This window comes from Bilifractor sp. LCP21S3_F8, from assembly GCF_052117805.1.
Taxonomy (GTDB): domain Bacteria; phylum Bacillota; class Clostridia; order Lachnospirales; family Lachnospiraceae; genus Bilifractor.
Window position 1 is genome coordinate 191,881 of record NZ_JBQKIK010000002.1, and the last position, 23,122, is coordinate 215,002.

At 45.5% G+C, this 23,122-nt stretch carries 16 protein-coding genes and 1 tRNA gene; 4 read left to right on the forward strand and 13 right to left on the reverse strand.

What is annotated here, in order from left to right:
• Positions 1–45 precede the first annotated feature (45 nt).
• The 4 genes from ACTQ3A_RS02035 to ACTQ3A_RS02050 all read right to left on the reverse strand — a co-directional run bounded on the left by ACTQ3A_RS02035 (position 46) and on the right by ACTQ3A_RS02050 (position 5,192).
• Positions 46–1,443, reverse strand: coding sequence for a hypothetical protein (locus tag ACTQ3A_RS02035; protein WP_441099294.1), 1,398 nt, complete (start codon positions 1,441–1,443; stop codon positions 46–48).
• A complete protein-coding gene (locus ACTQ3A_RS02040; RefSeq protein ID WP_441495228.1) occupies positions 1,436–2,272 on the reverse strand; it encodes a sensor histidine kinase in 837 nt (278 codons plus the stop codon). Before ACTQ3A_RS02040 ends, ACTQ3A_RS02035 begins: the two co-directional genes overlap by 8 nt.
• Before the next feature lie 117 nt (positions 2,273–2,389).
• Positions 2,390–4,009, reverse strand: coding sequence for a response regulator transcription factor (locus tag ACTQ3A_RS02045; protein ID WP_441495229.1), 1,620 nt, complete (start codon positions 4,007–4,009; stop codon positions 2,390–2,392).
• A 112-nt stretch (positions 4,010–4,121) separates the two neighbouring features.
• Positions 4,122–5,192: a Gfo/Idh/MocA family protein gene (locus ACTQ3A_RS02050; protein WP_441099297.1), complete on the reverse strand. Its 1,071-nt coding sequence runs from the start codon at positions 5,190–5,192 to the stop codon at positions 4,122–4,124.
• 623 nt (positions 5,193–5,815) lie between these two features.
• On the opposite strand from ACTQ3A_RS02050, the gene ACTQ3A_RS02055 reads away from it, so the two are divergent.
• Positions 5,816–6,613, forward strand: coding sequence for an alpha/beta hydrolase (locus ACTQ3A_RS02055; RefSeq protein ID WP_441099298.1), 798 nt, complete (start codon positions 5,816–5,818; stop codon positions 6,611–6,613).
• A 15-nt stretch (positions 6,614–6,628) separates the two neighbouring features.
• Here ACTQ3A_RS02055 and ACTQ3A_RS02060 read toward each other — a convergent pair whose 3' ends face one another.
• Positions 6,629–6,793, reverse strand: a complete 165-nt coding sequence (locus tag ACTQ3A_RS02060; RefSeq protein WP_441099299.1) for a hypothetical protein — start codon at positions 6,791–6,793, stop codon at positions 6,629–6,631.
• Positions 6,794–7,031: 238 nt separating this feature from the next.
• On the opposite strand from ACTQ3A_RS02060, the gene ACTQ3A_RS02065 reads away from it, so the two are divergent.
• The gene (locus ACTQ3A_RS02065; RefSeq protein WP_441099300.1) at positions 7,032–7,436 is read left to right on the forward strand and encodes a ThuA domain-containing protein; all 405 of its coding nucleotides are present in this window, start codon (positions 7,032–7,034) and stop codon (positions 7,434–7,436) included.
• 60 nt (positions 7,437–7,496) lie between these two features.
• Complete coding sequence (locus ACTQ3A_RS02070) at positions 7,497–8,042, forward strand: nitroreductase family protein (protein ID WP_441495230.1); 546 nt, start codon at positions 7,497–7,499, stop codon at positions 8,040–8,042.
• 119 nt (positions 8,043–8,161) lie between these two features.
• On the opposite strand, the gene ACTQ3A_RS02075 is transcribed toward ACTQ3A_RS02070, so the two are convergent.
• The 4 genes from ACTQ3A_RS02075 to ACTQ3A_RS02090 all read right to left on the reverse strand — a co-directional run bounded on the left by ACTQ3A_RS02075 (position 8,162) and on the right by ACTQ3A_RS02090 (position 14,144).
• Positions 8,162–10,522, reverse strand: a complete 2,361-nt coding sequence (locus ACTQ3A_RS02075; RefSeq protein WP_441099302.1) for a GH39 family glycosyl hydrolase — start codon at positions 10,520–10,522, stop codon at positions 8,162–8,164.
• A gap of 180 nt (positions 10,523–10,702) precedes the next feature.
• Positions 10,703–12,043: a carboxylesterase/lipase family protein gene (locus ACTQ3A_RS02080; RefSeq protein ID WP_441099303.1), complete on the reverse strand. Its 1,341-nt coding sequence runs from the start codon at positions 12,041–12,043 to the stop codon at positions 10,703–10,705.
• Positions 12,044–12,157: 114 nt separating this feature from the next.
• Positions 12,158–13,519: an MFS transporter gene (locus ACTQ3A_RS02085; RefSeq protein ID WP_441099304.1), complete on the reverse strand. Its 1,362-nt coding sequence runs from the start codon at positions 13,517–13,519 to the stop codon at positions 12,158–12,160.
• Positions 13,520–13,709: 190 nt separating this feature from the next.
• Complete coding sequence (locus tag ACTQ3A_RS02090) at positions 13,710–14,144, reverse strand: hypothetical protein (protein ID WP_441495231.1); 435 nt, start codon at positions 14,142–14,144, stop codon at positions 13,710–13,712.
• A gap of 133 nt (positions 14,145–14,277) precedes the next feature.
• Between ACTQ3A_RS02090 and ACTQ3A_RS02095 the strand changes: the two genes are divergently transcribed.
• A complete protein-coding gene (locus tag ACTQ3A_RS02095) occupies positions 14,278–15,666 on the forward strand; it encodes an MATE family efflux transporter (protein WP_441099306.1) in 1,389 nt (462 codons plus the stop codon).
• Between the two features lie 185 nt (positions 15,667–15,851).
• Here ACTQ3A_RS02095 and ACTQ3A_RS02100 read toward each other — a convergent pair whose 3' ends face one another.
• From ACTQ3A_RS02100 to ACTQ3A_RS02115, 4 genes are all read right to left on the reverse strand, one after another.
• On the reverse strand, positions 15,852–17,018 hold the full coding sequence (locus tag ACTQ3A_RS02100; protein ID WP_441099307.1) for an iron-containing alcohol dehydrogenase: 1,167 nt from the start codon (positions 17,016–17,018) through the stop codon (positions 15,852–15,854).
• A 203-nt stretch (positions 17,019–17,221) separates the two neighbouring features.
• Positions 17,222–20,665, reverse strand: coding sequence for an EAL domain-containing protein (locus ACTQ3A_RS02105; protein WP_441099308.1), 3,444 nt, complete (start codon positions 20,663–20,665; stop codon positions 17,222–17,224).
• 735 nt (positions 20,666–21,400) lie between these two features.
• Entirely contained in the window at positions 21,401–22,768 is a 1,368-nt protein-coding gene (locus ACTQ3A_RS02110) for a citrate/2-methylcitrate synthase (RefSeq protein WP_441099309.1), read from the reverse strand.
• Positions 22,769–22,876: 108 nt separating this feature from the next.
• A tRNA-Thr gene (locus ACTQ3A_RS02115) sits at positions 22,877–22,949 on the reverse strand.
• Positions 22,950–23,122: the final 173 nt, after the last annotated feature.

Sequence of the window (23,122 nt, forward strand, 5' to 3'; positions counted from 1 at the left end):
AAATGTGGATTTTTTTTAGATGATATGAAGTGTCTCTCAAATATTTCAGTCAGAATTGACAATCTCCACCCGATCACATAGCTTAAGCAAATCGTTATACTGTTGAGAGACAATAATTATTGCTGTTCCATTTTTGGAGAGTTGCATCAGATAATTTCTGTGCATTTGAAAAAAATCCACATCTGCCTCGGTGTTGAACACCTCACTCACAAGCAGCTGTGGTTTCTGAAGTAGAATTTTCTCATAGAACATTCGCATTTTCTTAAGGCTTCCGATGCCGTCATGCTCTATTTCATGACGATCTGGAAGCCAGCATTTGTTTTCCTCTCGAAGAAAATTCCTTACTCTTACATTCAGAATTCCGCCCAAAAATTGCGTCTTGCGCATCACAGGAAGCATAAGATTTTCTTCCGGCGATAATCCCGCCACTACACTGCATCGTTGAAACTCCAATGGCAGATAGGCTAGCCATCCCCCGAATTTGCCGTCTGGAGTAAACAGTCTGCCCTCACGAAATATTTCACCACTCACAGCCTTTACTGAGCCCGTCAAAATTGACGCAAGTTCCCGATTCGCCTGATTATTCATATCATAAATTCCTACAATCTGTCCTTCGCAAATTCGAAGATCAAATTGATTGAGATATTTAGGGCCGGTCAATTTACGAAGAAGAAGCACCTCTTTTCCGCCTTCCTTATTTCTCCCCTTCTCGGCCAATACGATTTTTCCACCCCGCATCCATGCCAAAAACTGCTCCATCGTAAAATCATTCTCAAAACACTCTCTGATCACCCGTCCATTTCTGACGATCATTACCCGATCCGCCAGAGAGACCATTTTGGGCACGCCTTCTCCTCTGTAAATTACACTGATTCCCCTTTTCTTCAAAAATGAAAGAGCCCTCCAAATATGACTGATTCCCGATTGGCCTATTTCCGAAAACGAATTATCTATGCAAACAAGTGAAACATTCGCATAGATTGCTCTCAACAACTCCAGCATACACATTTGTATTGCATCCAGATCCTCTGCTTTTTTTTCTGCCCTGAATCCTGCATCAACCTGTGCTAGAAGAAAATTTGCCTGATTCATAATATTCTTTTTCCGTATGATCTGCATCAGCCTGCGACTTCCGGAAAAAAGGATCATATTTTCTCCAACCGTCAGACTGTGAATCAGCGCAGGTCTTTTTCCAATAATATTAATAATCAGCGGTTGATTAAAATATTCTCCGGCACAATATAGGTGTCCCCGAAACCATAGGGTACCGGCCATAACCGGTATTTTCCCTTCCAGAAAAGCAAAGAGAGCCCGACCTCCTGAATTCTCATTTCCCAGCATCTCCACGATTTCGCCCACATACAGAATAAAAGTAAAGGATTCCGCAGTGTCATTCTCATAATTCAGCTTTAATTCATTCGCTCTAAGGAGTTCTTTATTCATGTCTGATTCCATCTTTCAAAATCAAAGGGATTTCCAGCCGAACCTGCGTTCCCACACCCTCCGTGCTGTTGACTACAATACCGCACTCATTTCCATATAATAATTTCAATCGATTATTCACATTTTTCAAAGCGATCCCACCGCCTCCCCGGTGAGTGTACACACTATAAAGTGGATTGCGCGATAAGCTGATTCTCAGATTCTTAAGTTGCAAAGGTGACATTCCCACTCCATCATCTGTAACCCAGATAACGACATGAGCATCTGTAAACTCTACATGGATCGTTACGGTTCCCTTCTCACGTTTATTTTCCAACCCATGAAAAATCGCATTTTCCACAATCGGCTGCAGTGTCATCTTCGGAATCTGACAATGATCCGCAATTCCACCATCATCGTGAATAAAAAGCTGAAAAGACATCCTGTCGGCAAATCGAAATCTCTGAATCTTCATATAAAGCCTGATATTATTCAGTTCCTCGGAAAGTGTTACAATGTCATTTCCTTTGCTGATGTTGTATCGAAAATACTGCGATAATGCTTCTGTCATATCTGCAACTATTAGATTGTCATCAATGATCGCTCTGGCCCTGATATTTTCCAGTGTATTGTAAAGAAAATGTGGATTGATCTGATTTTGAAGCTGTGTGAAGCGCATTTTCTCGGTCATTAATTCCTGTTCCAGCGACGATCTCCGCATTTTCTCCTCTATGTCAAAAAGCTCTGATAATGCCACATTCATTCTTCTTAACGAATCAGAAGAGTTCCAAACACGCTGTGTCTTAAACGGGATGGACGAAAGTCCCACCTTTTTTCTTTCCTCATTCATCTGTTGATGCATTTTCTGAAGAAGATTTCCATTTCTCCAGTTTCTCACTTCCTCAGCTACCAATAATCCCAACAATACACCTAACACCATCCATGAAATATACAAAAGCTATTTACCTCACTGATATAATTTCCGATATTCACTTGGCTTAAGTCCTATATTCTTTTTAAAAATCCGGCTGAAATACCGATAATCAAAGTATCCGACAGCCTCTGCGATTTGCGTTATCGGAGTATCTGTCTCTTTTATCATTTGTTTCGCCTTCTCTATGCGAAGAAAAGTAAGATATTCAGAAAATCCAATTCCCGCAGATTTTTTAAACTGCATACTAAGATAAGCTGCATTCCATCCGACAAAATTTGCCACCGTATCCAGCGTGATGTTTTCGAAAAAATGTTCAGCCATGTATGCTTTTGCTTTTCGGATCGGTAATTCCGTATTCTGTTTGCGGTCTTCAAGAATTTTTCCAAACGTTCTTTGACACAAAGTGCTGATCGACCAGAGAATATTATTAGTATCGATCTCTATATCCAAAGCTTTTTCAATCTCTTTTCCAAAATCCATGATGATGTCTTCATTTACATGATTTCTGGTCAGGACCTCTTTCACGATCTGCTCAATACATTTGACGTAATCAAAAACAATCTTTGGATGGTAATTCGGATGGAATTTCAGATATTTTGAAAACCCGTCCACTTCTTCGTGAATAGCCTGGGCATCCAGAGCCTCCACAATATGACTGATGTGAATTTTTCTCTCCATATTAAGGAAGTCATCAACAGGAAACAGGCCGTAAGAAAGTTCATCATAGAATATCACACAGTCTCTTCCTTTTTTTATTCTGCAATTTACTGCCGTCACAGCATCCTCAATCGAGTCAGCTACTTCCCGGATCACATTTCGTTCCGTACCGACACCTATCGTAACTGTGCAATTTTCAAATTTGCCAGTTTCATACTGAAGTTTCTTCTCAAGATCCAAGAGGATATTTCTGATTTCATCGGATTGTCCGGATGTATAATTCACAATCGAAACAATTCCCGTATTCAATGTACTGTTCACATATTCAAAGCTCTGCTTTGCCATAAACTGTTCCACTTTACAAACGAGTATATTAAGAATTTCAGAGCTGTCTTTCACTTCCGGCATATCCAATTTGACAATAAAAGCACGAAATATCTGCCCACTGAATTCCACTGTACCCGACAATTCATTATCAAATTCATGAGAATTATCATGAATATTTTTTTTATGAATGATATCATTTAAAAAATGCCGTCGTAGTTGGGTCTTATTATTCTGTGACTTATACCTGAGCTCCTCAATTGCATTCTTTTCATCCTGCTCTTTAGTTATTTCATAATATAATTGCTTTAATGTGTCCTCCAATTCCACATGATCTATCGGCTTAAGAAGATAATGACTAACTCCAAGGTTTATTGCCATATGGGCATAATCAAAGCTTCTGTATCCACTAATGATCAGAAACCTGACATGCTCATCGATTGCTTCCGCCTTTCGAATCATATCGAGACCATCTATTCCAGGCATCCGAATATCAGTAATTACAATGTCCGGCTTTTCTGTTTGAATCAGGCGCAATACCGTCAGGCCATCATGAGCAATTCCACACACATTCATGCCCAATCCTTCCCAGTCAACCACCTTCACAATCATCTGACATATCAGGTTCTCATCATCCGCAATAATCACTCTCAACATTTTTCTTCCTTCCATGACGTAACTTTAGCAATATGCCCAAAATATCCGGATAATACACTCCGCTGGCTCAAGGAAGACAAAAGGAGCTGCTTCGCTTAGTTCCGAGGCAGCTCCTTACTGTAAATCATTATTCAAAGTCGATTGATTTTCCGGTTCTTCCTGATTCTCTTACAGCGTTCATCAGCTTCAAAATTCTTCTGGTTTCAGGAATCTTCACCAGGAATTCCTCTTCCCCATGATATGCCTTCACATAGTTTTCAAAGTAATTCCTGTGCTCAGTATGAACCTCCGGAAGCGGTTCTGTGATGATTGTGCCTTCCGGAGCCGGTCCGAACGATCTGGTCGGACCGGCAGCAGTCATCGTCCTGTGTCCGCTGACATTTGTCAGAAGGTGCGTCGTCCTGACAATCTTTCCCTCAGGGAAGAACCCGTCTACATAAGCAGTGCCCTTGTTCCCGGCTACGAACCAATGACGCTCAAACCATTTATCATTTACTTTGTCTGACAGATAATATGTACCAAGCTCTACCGTCGCCGTAACATTGTTATCAAAACGCATCATAATCTGGAAGTAATCATCTACTTCCTTATTGATTACATTTCGGATATCAGCATAAACAGACTTCAGTTTTGCGCCCGGGAACATCCAGCACACCTGATCAAGAAGATGTACACCCCAGTCGTACAGCATCCCTCCGCCTTCACTTACAAATACATGCCAGTCGTGCATGTTTCCGTTGAATCCATAGAGCTGACTTTTGATTGAGTATACGTCTCCCAAAGTGCCCGAATCATATACAGCTTTTGCAGTACGGAAATCCGGATCAAATCTTCTCTGATGATGAACGGTGAATTTCACTCCATTTGCCTTTACAGCGGCCTCCATCTCATCCAGTTCTTCCAGGCTCATAGCAACCGGCTTTTCGCAAATGATGTCCTTTCCGGCATTTGCCGCCTGGATCACCAATTTCTTATGCTGATTGTTATTGGCCGCAATCAGTACAACATCAACATCTGGATCCGCCAGCAGTTCCTCATTGCTGGAATATCTCTTCAAACCCTCCGTTACATCCTCAAGCTGTTTCGGATCTCTGTCCGCAAATCCTACCAGCTTGATTCCCGGGAAATCACTGAGCATCTTCTCATGCTCATGTCCCATAAATCCATGCCCGATAATAGCAATTCTGATGTCTTCCATAGTATTCTCCTCTTTTCTTCCTGAAAATTTCTGAAATAAAATTCTCTGCTGTATAAAATACATTCCCATCAGTCCATATCCAGTCTGACGAGCGACTAAAATCACAGACACATATTTTTCTATTTATTGTTATTCTCCATAAATTTACGCCTTATGGCGCTCTTAATTTTACATTTAACGTGATTATTTCAGGAGAAATTTAAGATTATACATGAATACTTTTTTTTTAATTTCATTTTTCAATCAAATATTTAACATCAATGATCTCAGCAACATCATCCTGTGTCCGGAAGTTCATACCTGTCACCAGTCTCAATACCCCAGAATATTCTTCATCATGATCTGATTCTGACCAATTTCTTCCGGTATCCCTTCCATCGCATTTGCAAAGAACTTGACAATTTCCTTCGCTATGCTTACGTCCTAAAAGTAAAACGTTGGATTATTCTCCATTCCCTTTGCAGCTTTTCTCTGGAAGGAGATCAAAAAATACAAATAAAAATTACATAGAATATCCCCGTTAATTCGACTATAATATTCTCATGGCATTATCCACTTCGCCATTCTTACCAGCTGGACTGCATTTTGCAAACTTCAACACAATTTTAAAAGGTGGCATTCTTATGAATCACATCATCAGCACTTACCCATCCAAAGTTCTCGGGACACCTGTGACCTTCCATGTCCTTCTCCCCAAGTCCAAACCCGGACCGTTTCAGGAGACGAAGCAAGACGGCGGTCCATTTCAGGTTCTCTATCTGCTTCACGGCGCTATGGAAAGTGCCAGTGACTGGATCCAAAACTCCCGAATTGCAGAACTGGTGGATACTTTTGATCTGGCAATTGTCCTTCCTTCCGTGGGCAACACTTTCTATTTGGATGCCCCGGATGGTCTGCCGATGTACAGCTTTATCGCTCATGAACTCTACGAATATACGCACCTGATCTTTCCATTTTCCTGGGACTCTTCCGATAATTTCATCGGTGGAAACTCCATGGGCGGGTACGGTGCCTGCTATGCAGCTCTAAGGAATCCGGACCAGTACTCCAAGGTTATTTCTCTGTCGGGAGCACTTGATTTTTACAAAGCGACGTCTTTTATGCATGTATTGGGAGCACCTTTTCCTGCCGCATTCTATCATTCAAAGGATCCATCCTACAGCCTTAAGACATTGCTGCAGTCTTCGATTGCCAGAAAACCTTACGGAGATCTGACACATTCCCCGTCCTTCTACCTTGCATGCTCTCCATCAGACTTTTTCTATCAGGCAAATACCGCCTTCACAAAAGATGCCCGCGCAGCAGGCTTTCCTTGTGAATTTTGCGCCGCAGACGGCGGTCATGACTGGAACTTCTGGTCAGAAAATATTGAGCCGGCCCTCCGCTGGCTTAAGGAAGACAACAGAAGCTGCTTCGCTTAGTTCCGAAGCAGTTCCTCATTGTTGGAATATCTCTTCAGGCCGTCCTGTTACGTTTTCAAGCTGTTTCGGATCTCTATCCGCAAATCCTACCGGACTGGTTCCCGGGAAATTGCCGAGAATCATCTCATGCTCATGGCCTATAAATTCATGCCCGATAATAGCAATTCTGATGTCCTTCATAGTATTCTTCTTCACTTCTTATGAATTCTAATAAATTTCATATATAAATATTCATTCTTGCGTTAAATAATGAATCTATCGCAATATCTATCCAATGCAGTATATTTAATACAGAAAATTTTTGCTTTTATCAGGCAAAAAATGTAGTTGATCATTCTCTTCTTTCAATATAACATCGGAGAAAGACAGGCATGTGCTGTACAACACATAGTAATAATGACACGAAGGGGATCAGCTAATGAACAAGGTATTGATACTATCCGGAAAAGTGGCTAGCGAGCACAACATGACGGAGATGAACCGTGATCTTAAGATTATGCTGGAAGCAACCGGTGATTTTGATGATATTGATGCCTATCGGGTTCCGGGCTGGCCGCCAAAGCATCACCCGGTAGATGTCCCGGATGGAAAACTGGAGCATATGCGTGGCGTCAATACAGACACGCCGATCGCATGGATGCACCACTACGGAAATGGAAGGGTTTTCGGATGTTCAATCGGACACGGAATCGATACCTTTCGTCGTTTCGATTATATTACAATGTTTGTCCGTGCCTGTCAGTGGTGCTGCGGAAAAGAAGTCACGCTGGAAAAGCCTGACAGAACCGGGGAAAACCGCTTCCGTCCGTGGCCATACTACTAAAAAACTGCGAGCGTGCGGAGCACACAGAAAATCGCAAGCATAAATTTGTATTATAAAATTATGAAGGGAGAAAAAATGCGAGAAACCATAAATGACCTCATCAAACGCAGAAGTGTAAAAGAATACAAGAAAGATCAAATCAGCGATGAAGAGCTGAAGCTTGTGCTTGAAGCCGGCATGAACGCGCCTTCCGGAGGCAACCGTCAGTCTTCCGTTTTTATCGTTGTTCAGAATCGCGAATGGCTTGATAAATTGCGTGTACTGAATGCCAGGATTGCAGGCGCTCCGGAGGGATGGGATGTTTTTTACGGTGCTCCGACACTGATTGTGGTTGCCGGATCTACCGATTCACCGGATTACATCAAGGACGGATCGCTCGCAATCGGCAATATGCTGAATGCAGCATTTGCCCTTGGTCTCGGCGGAAGGTGGATCAACCGGGCGGACGGTATGCTGGAAGATCAGCTGGGCAAAGAACTGCTCCGTGCAGCAGCGCTTGATGCCAGCAAATATGCCGGTGTCGGAAATGTCATCCTTGGTTATCCTTCCGTTGGATTTCCGTCCCCTATTGAACACAAAAAAGATTATTACCGGATCATTCGTTGAATTCCTGTACCCCGCATCTGCGGGGCACAACCGAAATACATCTGCCATACGCCCACTTCACTCGGCATGTGATTTGCACATCCCTAATGCAATTTGTGCGCAAAGTATTGTATGAGTGTTTACTGCGCACCTATCAGAATAACAGAAAAGTCATTCGGTCCCAGCGTCACCTTCAGCTGCAGAGATCCATCCGCAGTTTTTTCATTCACATATTCCATTCTTGGGATGCAGATTGATTTCAAGTAAGATACCTCGTGGGAACGGAGAGCGCCGCGATAATTCAGTTTTTTCCACTCAGACAGAGGATTCCCCTGGTCAGAATACATTCTGTAACTGATAATCTGATAATCTCCCGGAACAAGTTTTGAAAAATTCAGATGATAACTGACAGAATGATTATCCTGAAATACATAGGATAAATCCTCCGCTTTAAAATCTCCCTCCTGCCTCTGTTGATAAGCAAATCCGAACCTTCTCGGATTGAACAGAAGAGCACAATAATTGTGACCCATCCTTTCTGTTATGAGATATCCCTGCCCTTTTTTCAAAATTGATTCTCCCAGCAGACACGAGAACTGCAATGCGAAATAAGAGGGCTTCCTGATTCCATCCTTTGAGATAATTCCTACACCTCCCATAAACGGCTTATCTGTATCGATGTATTGTGCACTCCAGTCAGACAGATTCCAATATCCCATATGAGCTACTCGTCCATACGCATCCCTGATCTGTGTCAGCATATGGCAGGCCTTGGCAGTCGTATCATTATAAGCATTTCTATTTGAGAGTGATGTGTTCCATTCCGTTATCCAAAGCGGAAGATCCGGATAAGACAATTCCTCTAAAACTTCTGTATATTGATTCAATTCATTTTCCACAAAAGCTGTATCTGAAACAACGCTTAACTCATTTCCCACGCCTTCCCTCTGCTCAAGATGATATGGGTATATGATAAGTGACAGCCCATCCGGAAGGAGATCTTTCTCACGAAAAAATACAAGATGCTTCCGCAGTATCTCGCGACTGATGCTGCAGCATATACCACTTGCCAGGATTTGTGCTTCCGGAAGCCGTTCTCGAAGCACACGATATCCGGTTTTATATACTTCTAAAAACTGGAGTTTTCCGGCACCTGTTGTCCGAAAAGCGTCATACCGGAATTCAAATACCCATTGTTTCACAGTCTCCACCAGATACCGGTCAATAATATGCACCAGAAAACCATCCAAAACTTCCTGCCACTCATCAAGGCTGGTAAAAACCTGTTCATTCTCAATAGAATTATCGTCTGCCCTTGTCCCCGGATAAGATATATTAATCAGAACACGGCGTTCTTTTTCAGGAAGTTCAATGACAGGAATCAGATGCTGCTGCTCAAGATGATCCAGAATAAGATCCAGTCGTTCAAAGTTCAAACGTCTGCCATCATGTCCTCTTCGAATACGTAAAGAAGACGAAAAAATATTAGCAATGCGTACGTAACGGATTTTTAATCCTTTTACCGCTTCATCCATCTGTTCGCAAATTCGTACATCCAGAAGATCTTCCGCCTGTCCGATATTGATCATATCCACTTTTGTCTTTATCCCCGGTCTGCTCTCATTGCCTGCATCAATAAAGATCGGACAGGAGGAATGGCGCGGCTCGTTGTCAGACAAGGCAACAACTGCCTCCAGCGTTCTCGCTGACAATTCGGAAGAACCAAACGCCTTTGTCTGTTCCGCGCGTTCCATTTCCCGCATTTCCAGCGGGGTTTTATGGTAAAAAGCGCGGAAATTGCGATTGAACACGGATAGATTTGAGAACCCGCAGTCATAGGCCACTTCCGTTACCGTTCGGTCCGTTGTAAGGAGAAACTCACGAGCATGTGTCATCCTTACCCTGCGAAGATAATCGACATATTTCTCTCCAGTATTTTTTTGAAAATATCGTGAAAAAGAAGAATCGGACATATGATATTTTCTGGCAAGCGTGCTCAGATTCATATCCTGTGCATAATTTTCCTCAATGTCACTGAGGATCTTCTGTATTTTCTTCACATTGTCCTGTTTTTCCGGAGGTTCCTCCGCAATAAACTGCTCACAGATATAATCCCATAGCATGTAATATAAGCTCGAGATCTTGAATTCGTTCTTCTGCCCGACAGAATGTTTCAAAATAGAATCCAGCAGAAAACGGATTTGACCATAGTCTCTGGACCGATGTTCGGTACTGCTTAGATTAATGTCACCCTTCCGTCCAAGCATTCTCACTAATTCCAGGTCATTGATCTGCACCATCATTACAACCGTCTTCGGGGAAAGTGTCCAACCATAGTTTTCCCTGTAATTCACCACAACAAGATCTTTCATACCAAGTCTCAGTTTTTTTTCACCGACGGTAACACTCATACTGCCTCTAAGACAATACACCAGCTTGACCTGATCTGCGGGAACTAGCTTCTGATCTTCATTCAGGTATACAACTCTGCCACGATTCATATCTTCCTCCAGATTTCTAAACGCATTACCCTGCTCAGCAGGCACTAAAATTACTAATAAGTATATCTTCTTTCTGCAGTGCTGAAAAGGAAAGCTGTGATATTAGATGGTGCATCGACACCTTTCATCATACGAAGGGCCGCCACACTACTTCGTGTGGCAGCCCCTGTTTGATTATTATTAAACCAGTCTTGCTACAAAACCATCTTTTTTCAAGTATGGTCTCCATTCCGGAACGCTATCCCCGTTCGGATCACCTGTCTTCATGAAGTTTGTCCAATACGTAACACATTCCTCTGACAGATCATCATCGTCCTGCCTCATCGGTCTCCAGCTCCTATGGAGTGTGCCCATTGTATACCAAAGTTCCAGAGTATGCCATGCCGGCTTCCCGTCCCCCGGGAGCGTGTGATCGAACCAGTAGACATATGCGGGGGGATTGCCTGTTTCTTCCTGCCTGGATGCCCATGCCTTGCATTCATCCAGCATTAGACCCGGAACTCTTCTGCACCGGTCCTTTTCATGCGTGCCGAGATCCTCTGTCACACAGCCGACCATATACGGAATTTTCGCCATCGTCCCCTCTTCATAGATTTCGCGGACATTCTTTTTTAATATTACCCCATCTACATAAGGCACAATTCGAAGGGCACCGTCAAAACCATATTTCTTAAAACATTCTGCGTCAAAAGCATTCTTTGCCGCCAGGAGTTGAGCTGCATCCATGCCCCGCAGTTCTTCCAGACTTGCTGCACCCGTATTTGCAACAACCGCTTTTCCGTACTCCTCTCCTTCTTCCAGAGAAGGTGCCTGAAGCATCGGATTTTTGCAGCTTACGCCACTCTGCAGAATAGCCTTGGCAATCCTGCCTTCCGTCAGCGGACTTGATACCAGCACCTGTGTACTCATGCATCCTGCGCTCTGTCCATAAACTGTGATATTCGCCGGATCTCCGCCAAACGCTTCGATGTTATCATAAATCCAATCGAGCGCCATGATCTGATCCATAATTCCGTAATTTCCACTTATCCCCTTCTCACTCTCTGCCGTAAGCCACGGATGCGCAAGGAATCCAAAAACGCCAAGCCGATAGGCGATTGATACAAAGATGACTCCGTGCCGATTAATCGCCTGCCCGTCAAATTCCATCTCTGAACTGTAGCCGCCGCCGAAACCACCGCCGTGAATATAAAATGCAACCGGAAGTTTATCCGAAGGACTTGCCGTCTCCGGAACCCAGATATTCAGGTACAGGCAGTCCTCACTCATTTCACGAATGTAGGCGGTATCCGCATAAAACTCCTTGTGATAGGGATTCGGCTCCTGCGCCAGCGTCTGCGGACAGATCCGCGCGAAATGATCTGCCTGATAAACTCCCTCCCACGGCTCCACCGGTACCGGTGCCTTCCAGCGAAGATCTCCTACCGGCGGCTTTGCAAAAGGAATGCCTTTAAAAATTACAGAAACACCCTCTTTCACTCCCTGAACCTGTCCGCATTTTGTCGTTACCTTCACATTCATATGTTTCCTCCTTCTACAACACCTCATTAACGACTCCGGGATCTATATTCGCTGTGCACCAGCTTTGCTCTTTCTGTTCCTTCATCGCCACAGATGTTCACGTTCTCAACAAGCTTATTCGCTAAGGCTGTTCCTTTTCTCAAGCTCACTGCGAACCCCTGCCATTTTCTCCTCTGTCAGGTTATACAGCAGAATCGGTATCACCGATACAAAAGAGAGAATCATTGGAATCAGATTCGTTCCGAGGTTGATTCCGGACACTATATGCGGAGTGATTTCAACACCCTGCCTGTATCCATAGGCTCCAAGAAGCGCCAGGCCGATCGCGGATCCGATTCCTCCACCGACTTTGTTCATCAATCCGTTTACAGCAAAAGCAAGTCCGTCTGTACGTACTCCCGTTTTCAGATCATATTCATCGATAGCATCCACAATCATTCCTCCTGTACCAGGCATTCCAATGCTGTAGGCGCCGTAAATCACACTGGATACGATCATCCACGGAATATTCGTATATGGGCCAAAGAACATCATCGCCAGGCCGACTCCACCCAGAACGGCACCCAGAATAAGAATCGCTTTTCTTCCGAATTTCTTCATCACAGCCGGTGCCAGAATCATGCATCCGATTCCAGACACACTCGGAATAGTCATCAAAATTCCGATCAGCATCGGATTGCCAACGCAATACATATAGAAATAAAACATCACTCCTACGCGTCCCATAACCGCAGTCATCTGAAGAAGTGTAAAAATGAAGAGCTTCATCAGATTTCGATTCACAAATATTGCCTTAAAAGACTCTCTGAGCGGAATCTTCGTTGTCCTCTCCGCATCTTCTGTGTCCTCAACGTTCTCTTTGCAGAAGTGCGTTGCAAGAATCGTGAGAAATGCCGCAACGACGGAATACAGAATTGCGACTTTCTGATATCCCTTTGCCTGATCTCCATGCCCCAGAACCATAATGATCGGAAGTGTAATGTTCATCAAAAGCATAGAACCCACTGCACCACCTGTGAGCGAGGACGCAAAAAGAGAATTGATTTTTTCCGGATTTCGCGTCATACGGGAAGGAAGTGCGTTAAAAGGTACATTCTCAACCGTATACGACATTCCAAGACCAATATATGTCACATACGCCCAAACAAGCTTGCCCGGCGTTGAAAATCCCGGAACTGAAAATGTCAGAACAGTGAATACTATCAACACCAGCGCGCCAACGACAATATACGGACGAAATTTCCCGTACTTCGTATTCGTCTTCTGCATGATCGCACCCATCATCGGATCATTAATGCCGTCCCAAACCTTCGCCACCAGCATCAGCAGTGACACAGCAGCCGGTGCAAGCCCTACAACATCTGTGTAGAATACTGCCAGGTATGTGCTGACCATCGTCCATGACAGCTGCGCCGCAAAATTACCCATACCGTACATACCGACCTGAAGCGCACCCACTTCTTTTTTCTTTCCCATAAAAACCTCCTTCATGCGGGTATTTCCCCTCCCGTTGTTTATGAGGCAAGTGTACCAGAGGAACGCTTGATTCACTAATCGATGGGCATGGAAATTTGCATTATTTGCAGCAATTTATTGCATTCAATTCCGGTTGTGCGCAAAAAATATTCTCTGCTTGTCTTTTTTGTCATATGCTTTTATGGAAACACTACTGTGGTGCAGCTCGCGATGCCATTGTTTTGCATAATTTCATTTCAATACACCACAAAAACGCCTTGGAATCGTAAAAATTTTCGTAGATGTCAGTATGATAGCGTCCGCGGTTATTCTTTCCCTTGTCCTCTTCCGCGGTGTCAACAGCGTACGGGAGGGAACGGTGATCTCTGCCATCATCGTCGGCTATATTGCCCGTCAGTTCTGCAGACTTCTTAATCCGATCATGGATAAATGGTTCTATTCTATCTCCGTCTCTGTCGAGGCCGATTCCGAAAAATGACGAATTCAAGCATAAAAATACTCCATTTTTCCCTCCCCTAAATGAAATAGCAAACATAAAGAGACCTTCGCATAAGCCATTCTCATACCACAGGCTATCGCGACCGTCTCTTTTTTGTTTTTTTACTGCGTGCAGCCAGAATGACATGAGATGTATACCAAAAATCTTCATTCTGTGTTAGTATAAGAAGGCTGATCGACTGCCCGTACCAATATCTATAAGAAAGGCACAAATGGTAATCGATCTGCTCTTCATCAAAACCTCAGGAGATATTTTCGTAATGAAACAATCAACACAAGACCCCCGGTCCGACAACAAAATGGGTATCATGCCCATCCGGAAGCTGATCGTCAACATGTCCGTCCCTATGATGATTTCCATGCTGGTACAGGCTCTTTACAACATCGTGGATTCTGTTTTCGTCGCGCAGATCGGTGAGGATGCGCTGACAGCGGTTACTCTTGCGTTCCCCATGCAGAACCTCATGATCTCGGTAGGCGCCGGCACCGGAGTAGGTATCAACGCTCTGCTTTCCCGGGCGCTCGGCGCACGGGAGTTTGACAAATCAGATAAGGCAGCGAATAATGGCATCCTTCTGGCCTTCTTCAGCTTTATCGTCTCCGCGATTCTCGGTCTGACAATCACCGGGCCCTTTATTCGAAGCCAGACATCCTCGGCAGATATTATTCAGTATGGCAATGCCTACCTCGGCATCGTCATGACTCTTTCCTTCGGACTTTTCATGCAGGTCACCTTTGAGCGGTTGCTGCAGTCCACCGGAAGAACCATGCTGAGTATGATCTCGCAGCTCACCGGCGCCATCATCAATATTTTCCTTGATCCGGTTATGATCTTCGGCCTTCTGGGCTGCCCGAAACTTGGAGTGGCGGGCGCCGCCTATGCAACCGTCATCGGACAGACGATTGCCTCGGTTCTCGGCTTTGTGATGAATCTGAAATTAAACCGCGATATTCATATCAGCGCCGGAGCCATTCTTCATCCGGATAAAAAAACCATCGGCAGAATTTACTTTGTCGGCATACCATCGATCCTGATGATGAGCATCGGATCGGTCATGACCTACCTGATGGATCTGATCCTGATCTCCTTCTCGACAACCGCAACCGCCGTCTTCGGAGTGTATTTCAAGCTTCAGAGTTTCTTCTTTATGCCGGTTTTTGGTCTGAACAACGGACTGATCCCGGTTCTGGCCTTCAACTACGGAGCCGGACACAAACGGAGAATCAACAAGGCTCTCAAATTTGCCATGCTGCTTGCTATCTGTGTGATGCTCTGCGGAACTGCAACTTTCGAGCTGATACCAGACAGACTTCTTGATCTGTTCAATGCCTCAGCGGAAATGAAACAGATGGGTGTCGTCGCGCTCCGGACGATAGCCATTCATTTTCCGATTGCAGCCATGGGCATCATCATGAGCTCCATCTTCCAGGCCTTCTCAAAGAGCTTTTATTCCCTCTTTGTCTCCCTCGGAAGACAGCTTGTCATCCTGATCCCGGCCGCCTGGCTTCTCTCAATGACCGGAAATGTCAACAACGTCTGGTGGTGTTTCTTCATCGCGGAAATCGCCTCCTTTATTCTGTCGCTGACCTTCTTCCGGAAGGTCTACCGAAGCGATGTTTCGCCCCTTCCGGACGACGGTGTAGAGTGATCGCGAATCAATTTCTGAATGTTTCGCGCACTGCAGGAAAACACCCGCAAAGTCTTGCCTGGCAGGACTTTACGGGTGTTTTTTACATTACTCGGCCTTAGAAGTCTGTACGAACGCTTTCAAGTGCACTATGATGATATCTGTACGAACGCTTTCAATCTCCTCACACCAGCATTTGATATGAATTAAAAGGCAGCCTTGTAAATCTTCACAATATCCTCTTTTGTGAGAGGAACGAAACAGCCCACACTGCCCTTTGCCGCTTTTTCTGCCATCACTTCGAAATGTTCCTCGCTGTCAATTCCAACGGCGCGCAGGTTCTCCGGAAGTCCCATGGTCTCAAACAGGAACGTTCTGGTTTTTGCAATCGCCTCCCTCGCAGCTTTCTCATCCTCTGTTTCCGAAATTCCCCACACATTTCTTCCGTACTCTGCAAAATTTGCGGCAGTTGAAGGATCTTTCTCAAGGACAAAATCCATCCATGCCGGAGTGAGAATCGCCAGTCCCTGGCCATGTGTGATGTCATAAAATGCGGACAGCTCATGCTCCATCGGATGTACGCACCAGGCTGGCTGACTTCCATTCGCAATCAGCCCGTTGATTGCATGACTTGCCGCCCACATCAGATTTGCACGGGCATCATAATTCTCCGGATCCTCAAGAGCGACCGGGCCATATTTGATCATTGTCTTCAGAAGGCCCTCGGCAAATCTTGCCTGCACATCACAGCCGGGCTCCTTGGTGAAGTAATTCTCAAAGGTATGGCTCATCATATCCGCCGTACCGGCAGCGGTCTGTTTTCTGGACACCGAAAAGGTATATGTAGGATCCAGGACTGACATGGTTGGCTTCAAAACATCCGCGCCGGTTCCCCATTTCTCATTCTTTGTCATGTCTGATATAACCGCAAAACAATCCATCTCGGAGCCGGTGGCCGCTAATGTCAATACGGAGAAAATCGGAAGAGCCTTTTTGATTTTAGAAGGATCCAGCACAAGATCCCAGGCATCCCCGTCGTACATCGCGCCGGCAGCCACAACCTTTGCACAGTCGATCGCACTGCCTCCTCCGATTGCCAGAACCATATTCAGCTTCTGCTCTTTACACAGCTCAACGCCCCTTCGAACCGTCTCTATTCTGGGATTCGGCTCTACACCGGACAGCTCCGTGACCGTTACCCCGGCATCTCCGAGGATTTTCAATGCTGTATCATAGATACCATTTCGCTTGATGCTCCCTCCACCATAGACAAGGAGTACTTTGGAGCCAAAATCAGCAAGCTCTGACAGATGTGAGATCTGCCCTTTACCAAAATAAATCGTTGTAGGAACACTAAATCTGAAATTATACATGTATTACCTCCTGTCAAACGAGTCAATACCCCCTATGGGTATAATAAATATACGCCAGACATTCCTGCCTGTCAATGTTTACTTCCCCGAAAATAATCTGCCGGAAGATCCCTGAAGCACAATCAGGCATTACAAAATCCCTTCCATTGAACCTCCGGTCAATAGAAGGGGTAATTTCCGCGGGCGCCGGCCGCCGGCTGCGCTCATGCCTCCGGCTTATATACGCTCAATCCTGCCCACATATGATTCAGATTCTTCGCATATTTTTCCTGGCTCGCATTGGTCTGATTCATCACGGACACCCTTATTACAGCAGTCAGCGCACACTGCCACTGACCGACCTTTCTCAGCCTTGAAATCTTTTCTTCAAATCTTTCCTGTGCTGCCTTTAATTTCTTCGAATCCTCATCCTGAACCAGAATGGTGAAGTAACTCCCGGTCAGTCTCCCGATGGTGCTTTCTCTACCGAACACCTTTCGCAATAGCTCTCCGACACTGCGGAGCAGCGTGTGTCCCGCCTCTTCTCCATATCTTCTGGCGAAATCCTCATATTCCGGAATATAGATCTGTACCAGTGAAAACACTTTGTTATCCGTCCACAGCGCCTCCAGATAGTCTCTGAAGCTCCCGGATAGTCCTGTCGCATTCAGGAGATCCGTCACCGCATCGATCGATTCCGATTGATACCGATCGTCCAGAAGCTGATACAGATTCTCTGCGTCGAAAAAATTCCCCATCAGGCCGATGATCTTCCCGTCTCTGTAAATTGGAATCTTATTGGCCAGAATCGTACGCTGTTTCCCCCGGACGATACACTTTCCCTTTGCGAGACTTACTCTTTCACCATTCGCCAGAACATCGAGCTCATCGTTCTTAAAGGGCTCTGTCTCAACATGCCAGTGCATCTCCTCATCTGTTTTCCCGATAATGTCTTTCTCGGATTCAAAACCATAAAAATCCAGAAAGCTCCGGCTTGCGCCCACAAATCTCCGGTTCACATCCTTCCAGAAATACATCGCATCTGAATAGTTCTCCAGATTCCTCCAGAGCAGAGCCGGCGTGATACTCCTCTCATCCGTCTCCTGATAAGTCCCGGGCTCTCCACTCTGGTCCGGGTCACCCAGAAGAAGTCCGCGGACCTCCGAATTGAAGTCTACAGGAATAGTTACCAGAAGGACCTGGTAGAAATCCGTTGCCGGTATAGATATGCACATGTGCAGCATCCAGTGATATTCGCCGTCCGGCATTTTGCTTCGGAAAAAGCCCTTCAGATCCTGTCCTTTCTTCTCCATCATCCTTGTTCTTAATGTCTTCAGATTGAAGAAAGCATGGAATCGCTTCTGATCCGGCGGATAGATAAACTTCTCTGTATAAATCTTCTCTGCCCGCATCAAATCAATGCTTTCGCCTCCGATTCCGATCGGCTGGGCAGAATTTACGGACTTGAGCCCGTACATGGTATTGTCCATAAGATTACAAACCGCAATATCACCGCACAGATAATAGATGCTCTGTATGTAATATGCTCTGTGCTGATCCTTTGATGTCGTATTCAGCCGGATGTACCGGATATTCATGGCATAGATATAAGACTTCTCATTATGCGTAATGACGTTCCCGGTCAGCTCCATATAATGATCACCGGACGGATAGGTGATCACCTGCGGTCCCTTAAGCTTCCGCAGCTGCTCATTGGCATACCGCCGGTGGAAGACATGCATCGGATTGTTGTCTGTGTTAATTTCCGTAATCCATGAATCAATGTCATTGATGCCGTCACGGCTAAGCACATCCTTGTACGCCTCATTGGCAAAAAGCAGCCGCATGGTTTTGCCGTCATCCTCAATGACACACAGAGGCTCATCCGTCTGATAATCAATCCTGCTTAAAGCATCGTAATAGTTCTTCCACCGGAGCCGTTCTTCCCCGATTTTTCTATCCCGGCAGTGCTGCGAGAAAGATGCCCTGTCCATTGGCTTTCCGAAATAGTATCCCTGTACCTTCTCGCATCCGATCTGCTTCAGGAATTCGTACTGCTCACAGGTCTCAACGCCCTCGGCAAGCGTCTGGATTCCAATTTTCTTCGCCATATCCACAACAGACGTGATGATGTTTCTTGCTTTTTCCGTCGAGGTACTCAGAAAGCTCATATCGATCTTCAGCTCATCAAAATTCAGGTCCTTCAGAGAGCCCAGAGAAGAATAAGCGGTGCCGAAATCGTCCATCCAGACCTGAAATCCCAGCTCATGGAAACGGCTGATATACTGACTCAGCCTCTCCGGATGGCGGATGAATGCGCTCTCTGTGATCTCAAGATTAATGAGCTCACGCGGAATCTTATATTCTTTCGCCAGGCCTTCTATTCTGTCGACCAGATCCGGCTTACGGAAATCCTTGCGGGAAAGATTCACCGATACCGGCACGATATTCATGCCTGCCTTGATCCGTTCCCGGCCGTCACGGCAGACCTGTTCGAACATAAAGAGATCGAGATCAGTAATTCTGCCCTCATCCTCCAGAGCCGGTATAAACTCTCCAGGAGAGATCATCCCGTATACCGGATCCTTCCACCTGCACAGCGCCTCTGCTCCGCAGAGCTTTCCCGTGATAGTACGCATCACCGGCTGGTAATAGACCTGAATCCAGCCCTCAGCCATTGCCCTCTGATAGTTCTGCAGCAGATACTGCTTCCGCTCTGCCTTGACCAGCATCTCCTGATCGAAATACGCGTAGGAAGAGTGCAACGGATTGTTCAGCGAATCGCACGCAAGCTTCGCGCGGTCAATTGCGGATGTCAGGCTGACCTCATCACTATCGATCACATAAACGCCAACAGCAATCGGACGGGAATTTCCCCTATTCAATTTTGCAACATTTTCAAACACACTGCGGATATTCTGTTCCAACTTATCCGTCGACGCGCATGCTACAAAGTGATCACTGTTAAATCTTGCCGTATTCCTGACTCCGAACCGGCCGCGAATCAGCCAGCCCAGTCCACGGATCAGGGCATCGCCCGTCTCAAATCCGTTCAACGTCTCATATTCACGGAATCCGCTGTAGTCCATCCATAAAATCGCAGGAATCCTGTGTTCTCTCCTTATCTCGAGGATTCTCGCGGGAATGGTCTGCAGAAACCGGCTGACCGTCGGAAGTCCCGTCAGATCATCAAACTGATTGCGATGCAGGTCATTGTCAAGTGAAATTGTCCGCGAAAATGACTCTGATAACTGCAGTTCCTCCTGCCCTCCGTTCAGAATCCGGCTTTCATCTGTATATGAAAAATACGAAAATCTCACACCCTCTTTCCACACATGTCTCCCGACTGCATGAATGATATGATAATCCGGCTGATATTTATTCCGGTTGCGGTAAATAACATCATATTCCGTATCATCCCGCTCGAACCCGTATCCTTTTTCCGCAATTCTGGCGGCATCACCCGGGTGTATATCATGGTACAGGTCTCTCCGCAGCGCTTCCATCGCCTGTTCTCCCGAATCATACCCGAACAGTTTCAGAAATTGTCCTGAGAGAAATACCGGCATCATCTTCCCATCGACAGATTGAAATACACCCACCGCATTCGGAAGATTCTCAAGAATCTGCTGTTCTTCAGATGTTAATTTATATACGGCAACGCTCATCCGGCCGCCTCCAATATACACACCGTGACTCAAACCGGGCGCAGCCAGTCTGCTGACTGTATTGCAAGACAAAATTATTGCCATCTGTACCCGGACTGTCACTCGATCCAACATATTTTCACAGGATTAGTATATCACATTTTGTGGAAATGCGAATACAGGTTCCCAACCGTTATATTAAAAAGATTAATGTTTTTCTTTTCTCTTCTATATTTATCAGAAATTTCTGTATGTTAAGGCATGCAGAAATTCCCGAAGCATTCAGATGTAATTCATTCCGATTTCTAAATTTTTCTCATTTCAACCCGATGATACGACGATATTTTTTTAGCTGGATTTCTAATAGTGTAATTGCGCGATGCTGCTTCCAAAGGTCTTGACCAGAAGCCCTTTTTTCAGTTGATAGTTTTCCATGGATTTACCTCCTCCCATGTAACCGATTCATTGTTGAATTGAATCCCAAAACCATCATCCATCATAATTCCACGTGTTTTTCGAACCATCTCCCAACCATTCTAATCCTTCATATCATAAAGATTTAATAGTTCCGGCAACGTTGTCAATCCTCGTTTTCCTGGCTGATGCATCAGCCAAACACGGATTTTCTGCAAAACGGTCTTAAAACACCTGAGCAGGAGCATCGCTTTCCTTGTATATAGTACATGCAATTTGAAAAAGAGACAATCCGCGGAAACGGATTGTCTCTTTTTCAAATTCAGATAAAATTCTCCTCTGTCAGTCCTCGCGGTTCTCCAGCTGGATATATCTTCTGTGATGACCGACGTATTTATATGCCGGTCGGATGATCTTGCCTCCGTTGACCATTTCCTCGATCCGGTGAGCCGACCATCCCGATATCCGCGCGATCGCAAACAGCGGAGTAAACAGCTCTCTCGGAAAATCAAGCATAGAATACACGAAGCCGCTGTAGAAGTCGACATTTGCGCAGATCGGCTTTACGAGACGGCGCTTGTGAATCATGCACTCCTTTCCGATTCTTTCCACATTTTCATAGAGATGAAATTCGTCTTCCATGTCCTTCTCAATCGAGAGCTTCTTCGCGTATTCCTTCAGAATGACACATCTGGGATCTGAGAGCGTGTAGACCGCATGCCCCATTCCATAGATCAGCCCCGCGTGATCAAACGCCTCACGGTCAAGAATCTTGTTCAGATAGGCGCGGATTTCATCCTCATTGTCCCAGTTATGAACGTTCTCCTTGATGTCCTCAAACATCTGCAGAACCTTCAGGTTTGCACCGCCGTGCTTCGGTCCCTTCAGGGAGCCCAGGGAAGCCGCCACCGCGGAATAGCTGTCCGTTCCTGTAGAAGATACCACATGCGTCGTAAAGGTCGAGTTGTTGCCGCCGCCGTGCTCGGCATGCAGAATCAGAGCCGTGTCGAGCACCTTCGCCTCCAGCTGCGTATACTGACCGTCCGGATGCAGCATCTGAAGCAGATTTTCAGCGAGTGAAAGCTCCGGCTTCGGGTTTCGGATGATAAGGTTCTGCCCCAGATGATAATGTCTGTGCGTGTGGTAGCTGTACACGGCCAGAAGAGGCATCTTCGCGATCATGGATAGTGCCTGCCGCAGGATGTTCGGGATTGAAATATCGTCCGCATGCGCGTCATAGGAATACAGCGTCAGGATACACTTCTGCAGAGAATTCATCATGTTGTAGCTGGGTGCCTTCATGATGACGTCCCTGGTGAACTCCTCCGGAAGCTCCCGGTAGCTGCTCAGAATCTCAATAAAATCATTCAGCTGCTTTTCCGTCGGCAGTGATCCGAACAGAAGAAGATATGTGATCTCCTCAAAACCGAACCGGCGGTTTTTCATCCCGCCCACCAGATCATTGACATTATATCCCTGATAATACAGGCGCCCCTCTGAGGGCACCGACTCGCCCTCGTCGTTCAGCGTTGTTCCCATAACATCGGAAATCTCCGTAAGACCCGTCAGAACACCCTTTCCGGTATTATCTCTGAGGCCTCTCTTGACATCGTACTCCTGATACAGACTCAGATCGATCTTTCCGGATCTTCGGCTGAACTCAACCAGTTCTCTGATCTTGGCATCCTGTTCCGTTGCTGTAAAGCTCATAGACTCATATCCTCCCTGGTATGTCCTGTCAGGTGCCGACGTTCCGCCGGCAGATTGTAAAAAAGCGATTAACTCATGGCAGCACTGCCCGAATTAATCGCCTGATTAAGCCGGAAGTCGGATTCGAACCGATGACCCCTTCATTACGAGTGAAGTGCTCTACCTGCTGAGCTATTCCGGCATGTCCACATAAAAGTGGCACAACCATTATTATACATAATTTTACATAAAATTCAACATGTTTTTACTGTATAGCCTAATAAGTTGTGGGGCCAAGCCCCATTAAAAAAGCGCAAAAAACCCCTATCCAATCTAAACGTGCTTTTATGGGGTAAAATATCAAATGCTATGCGA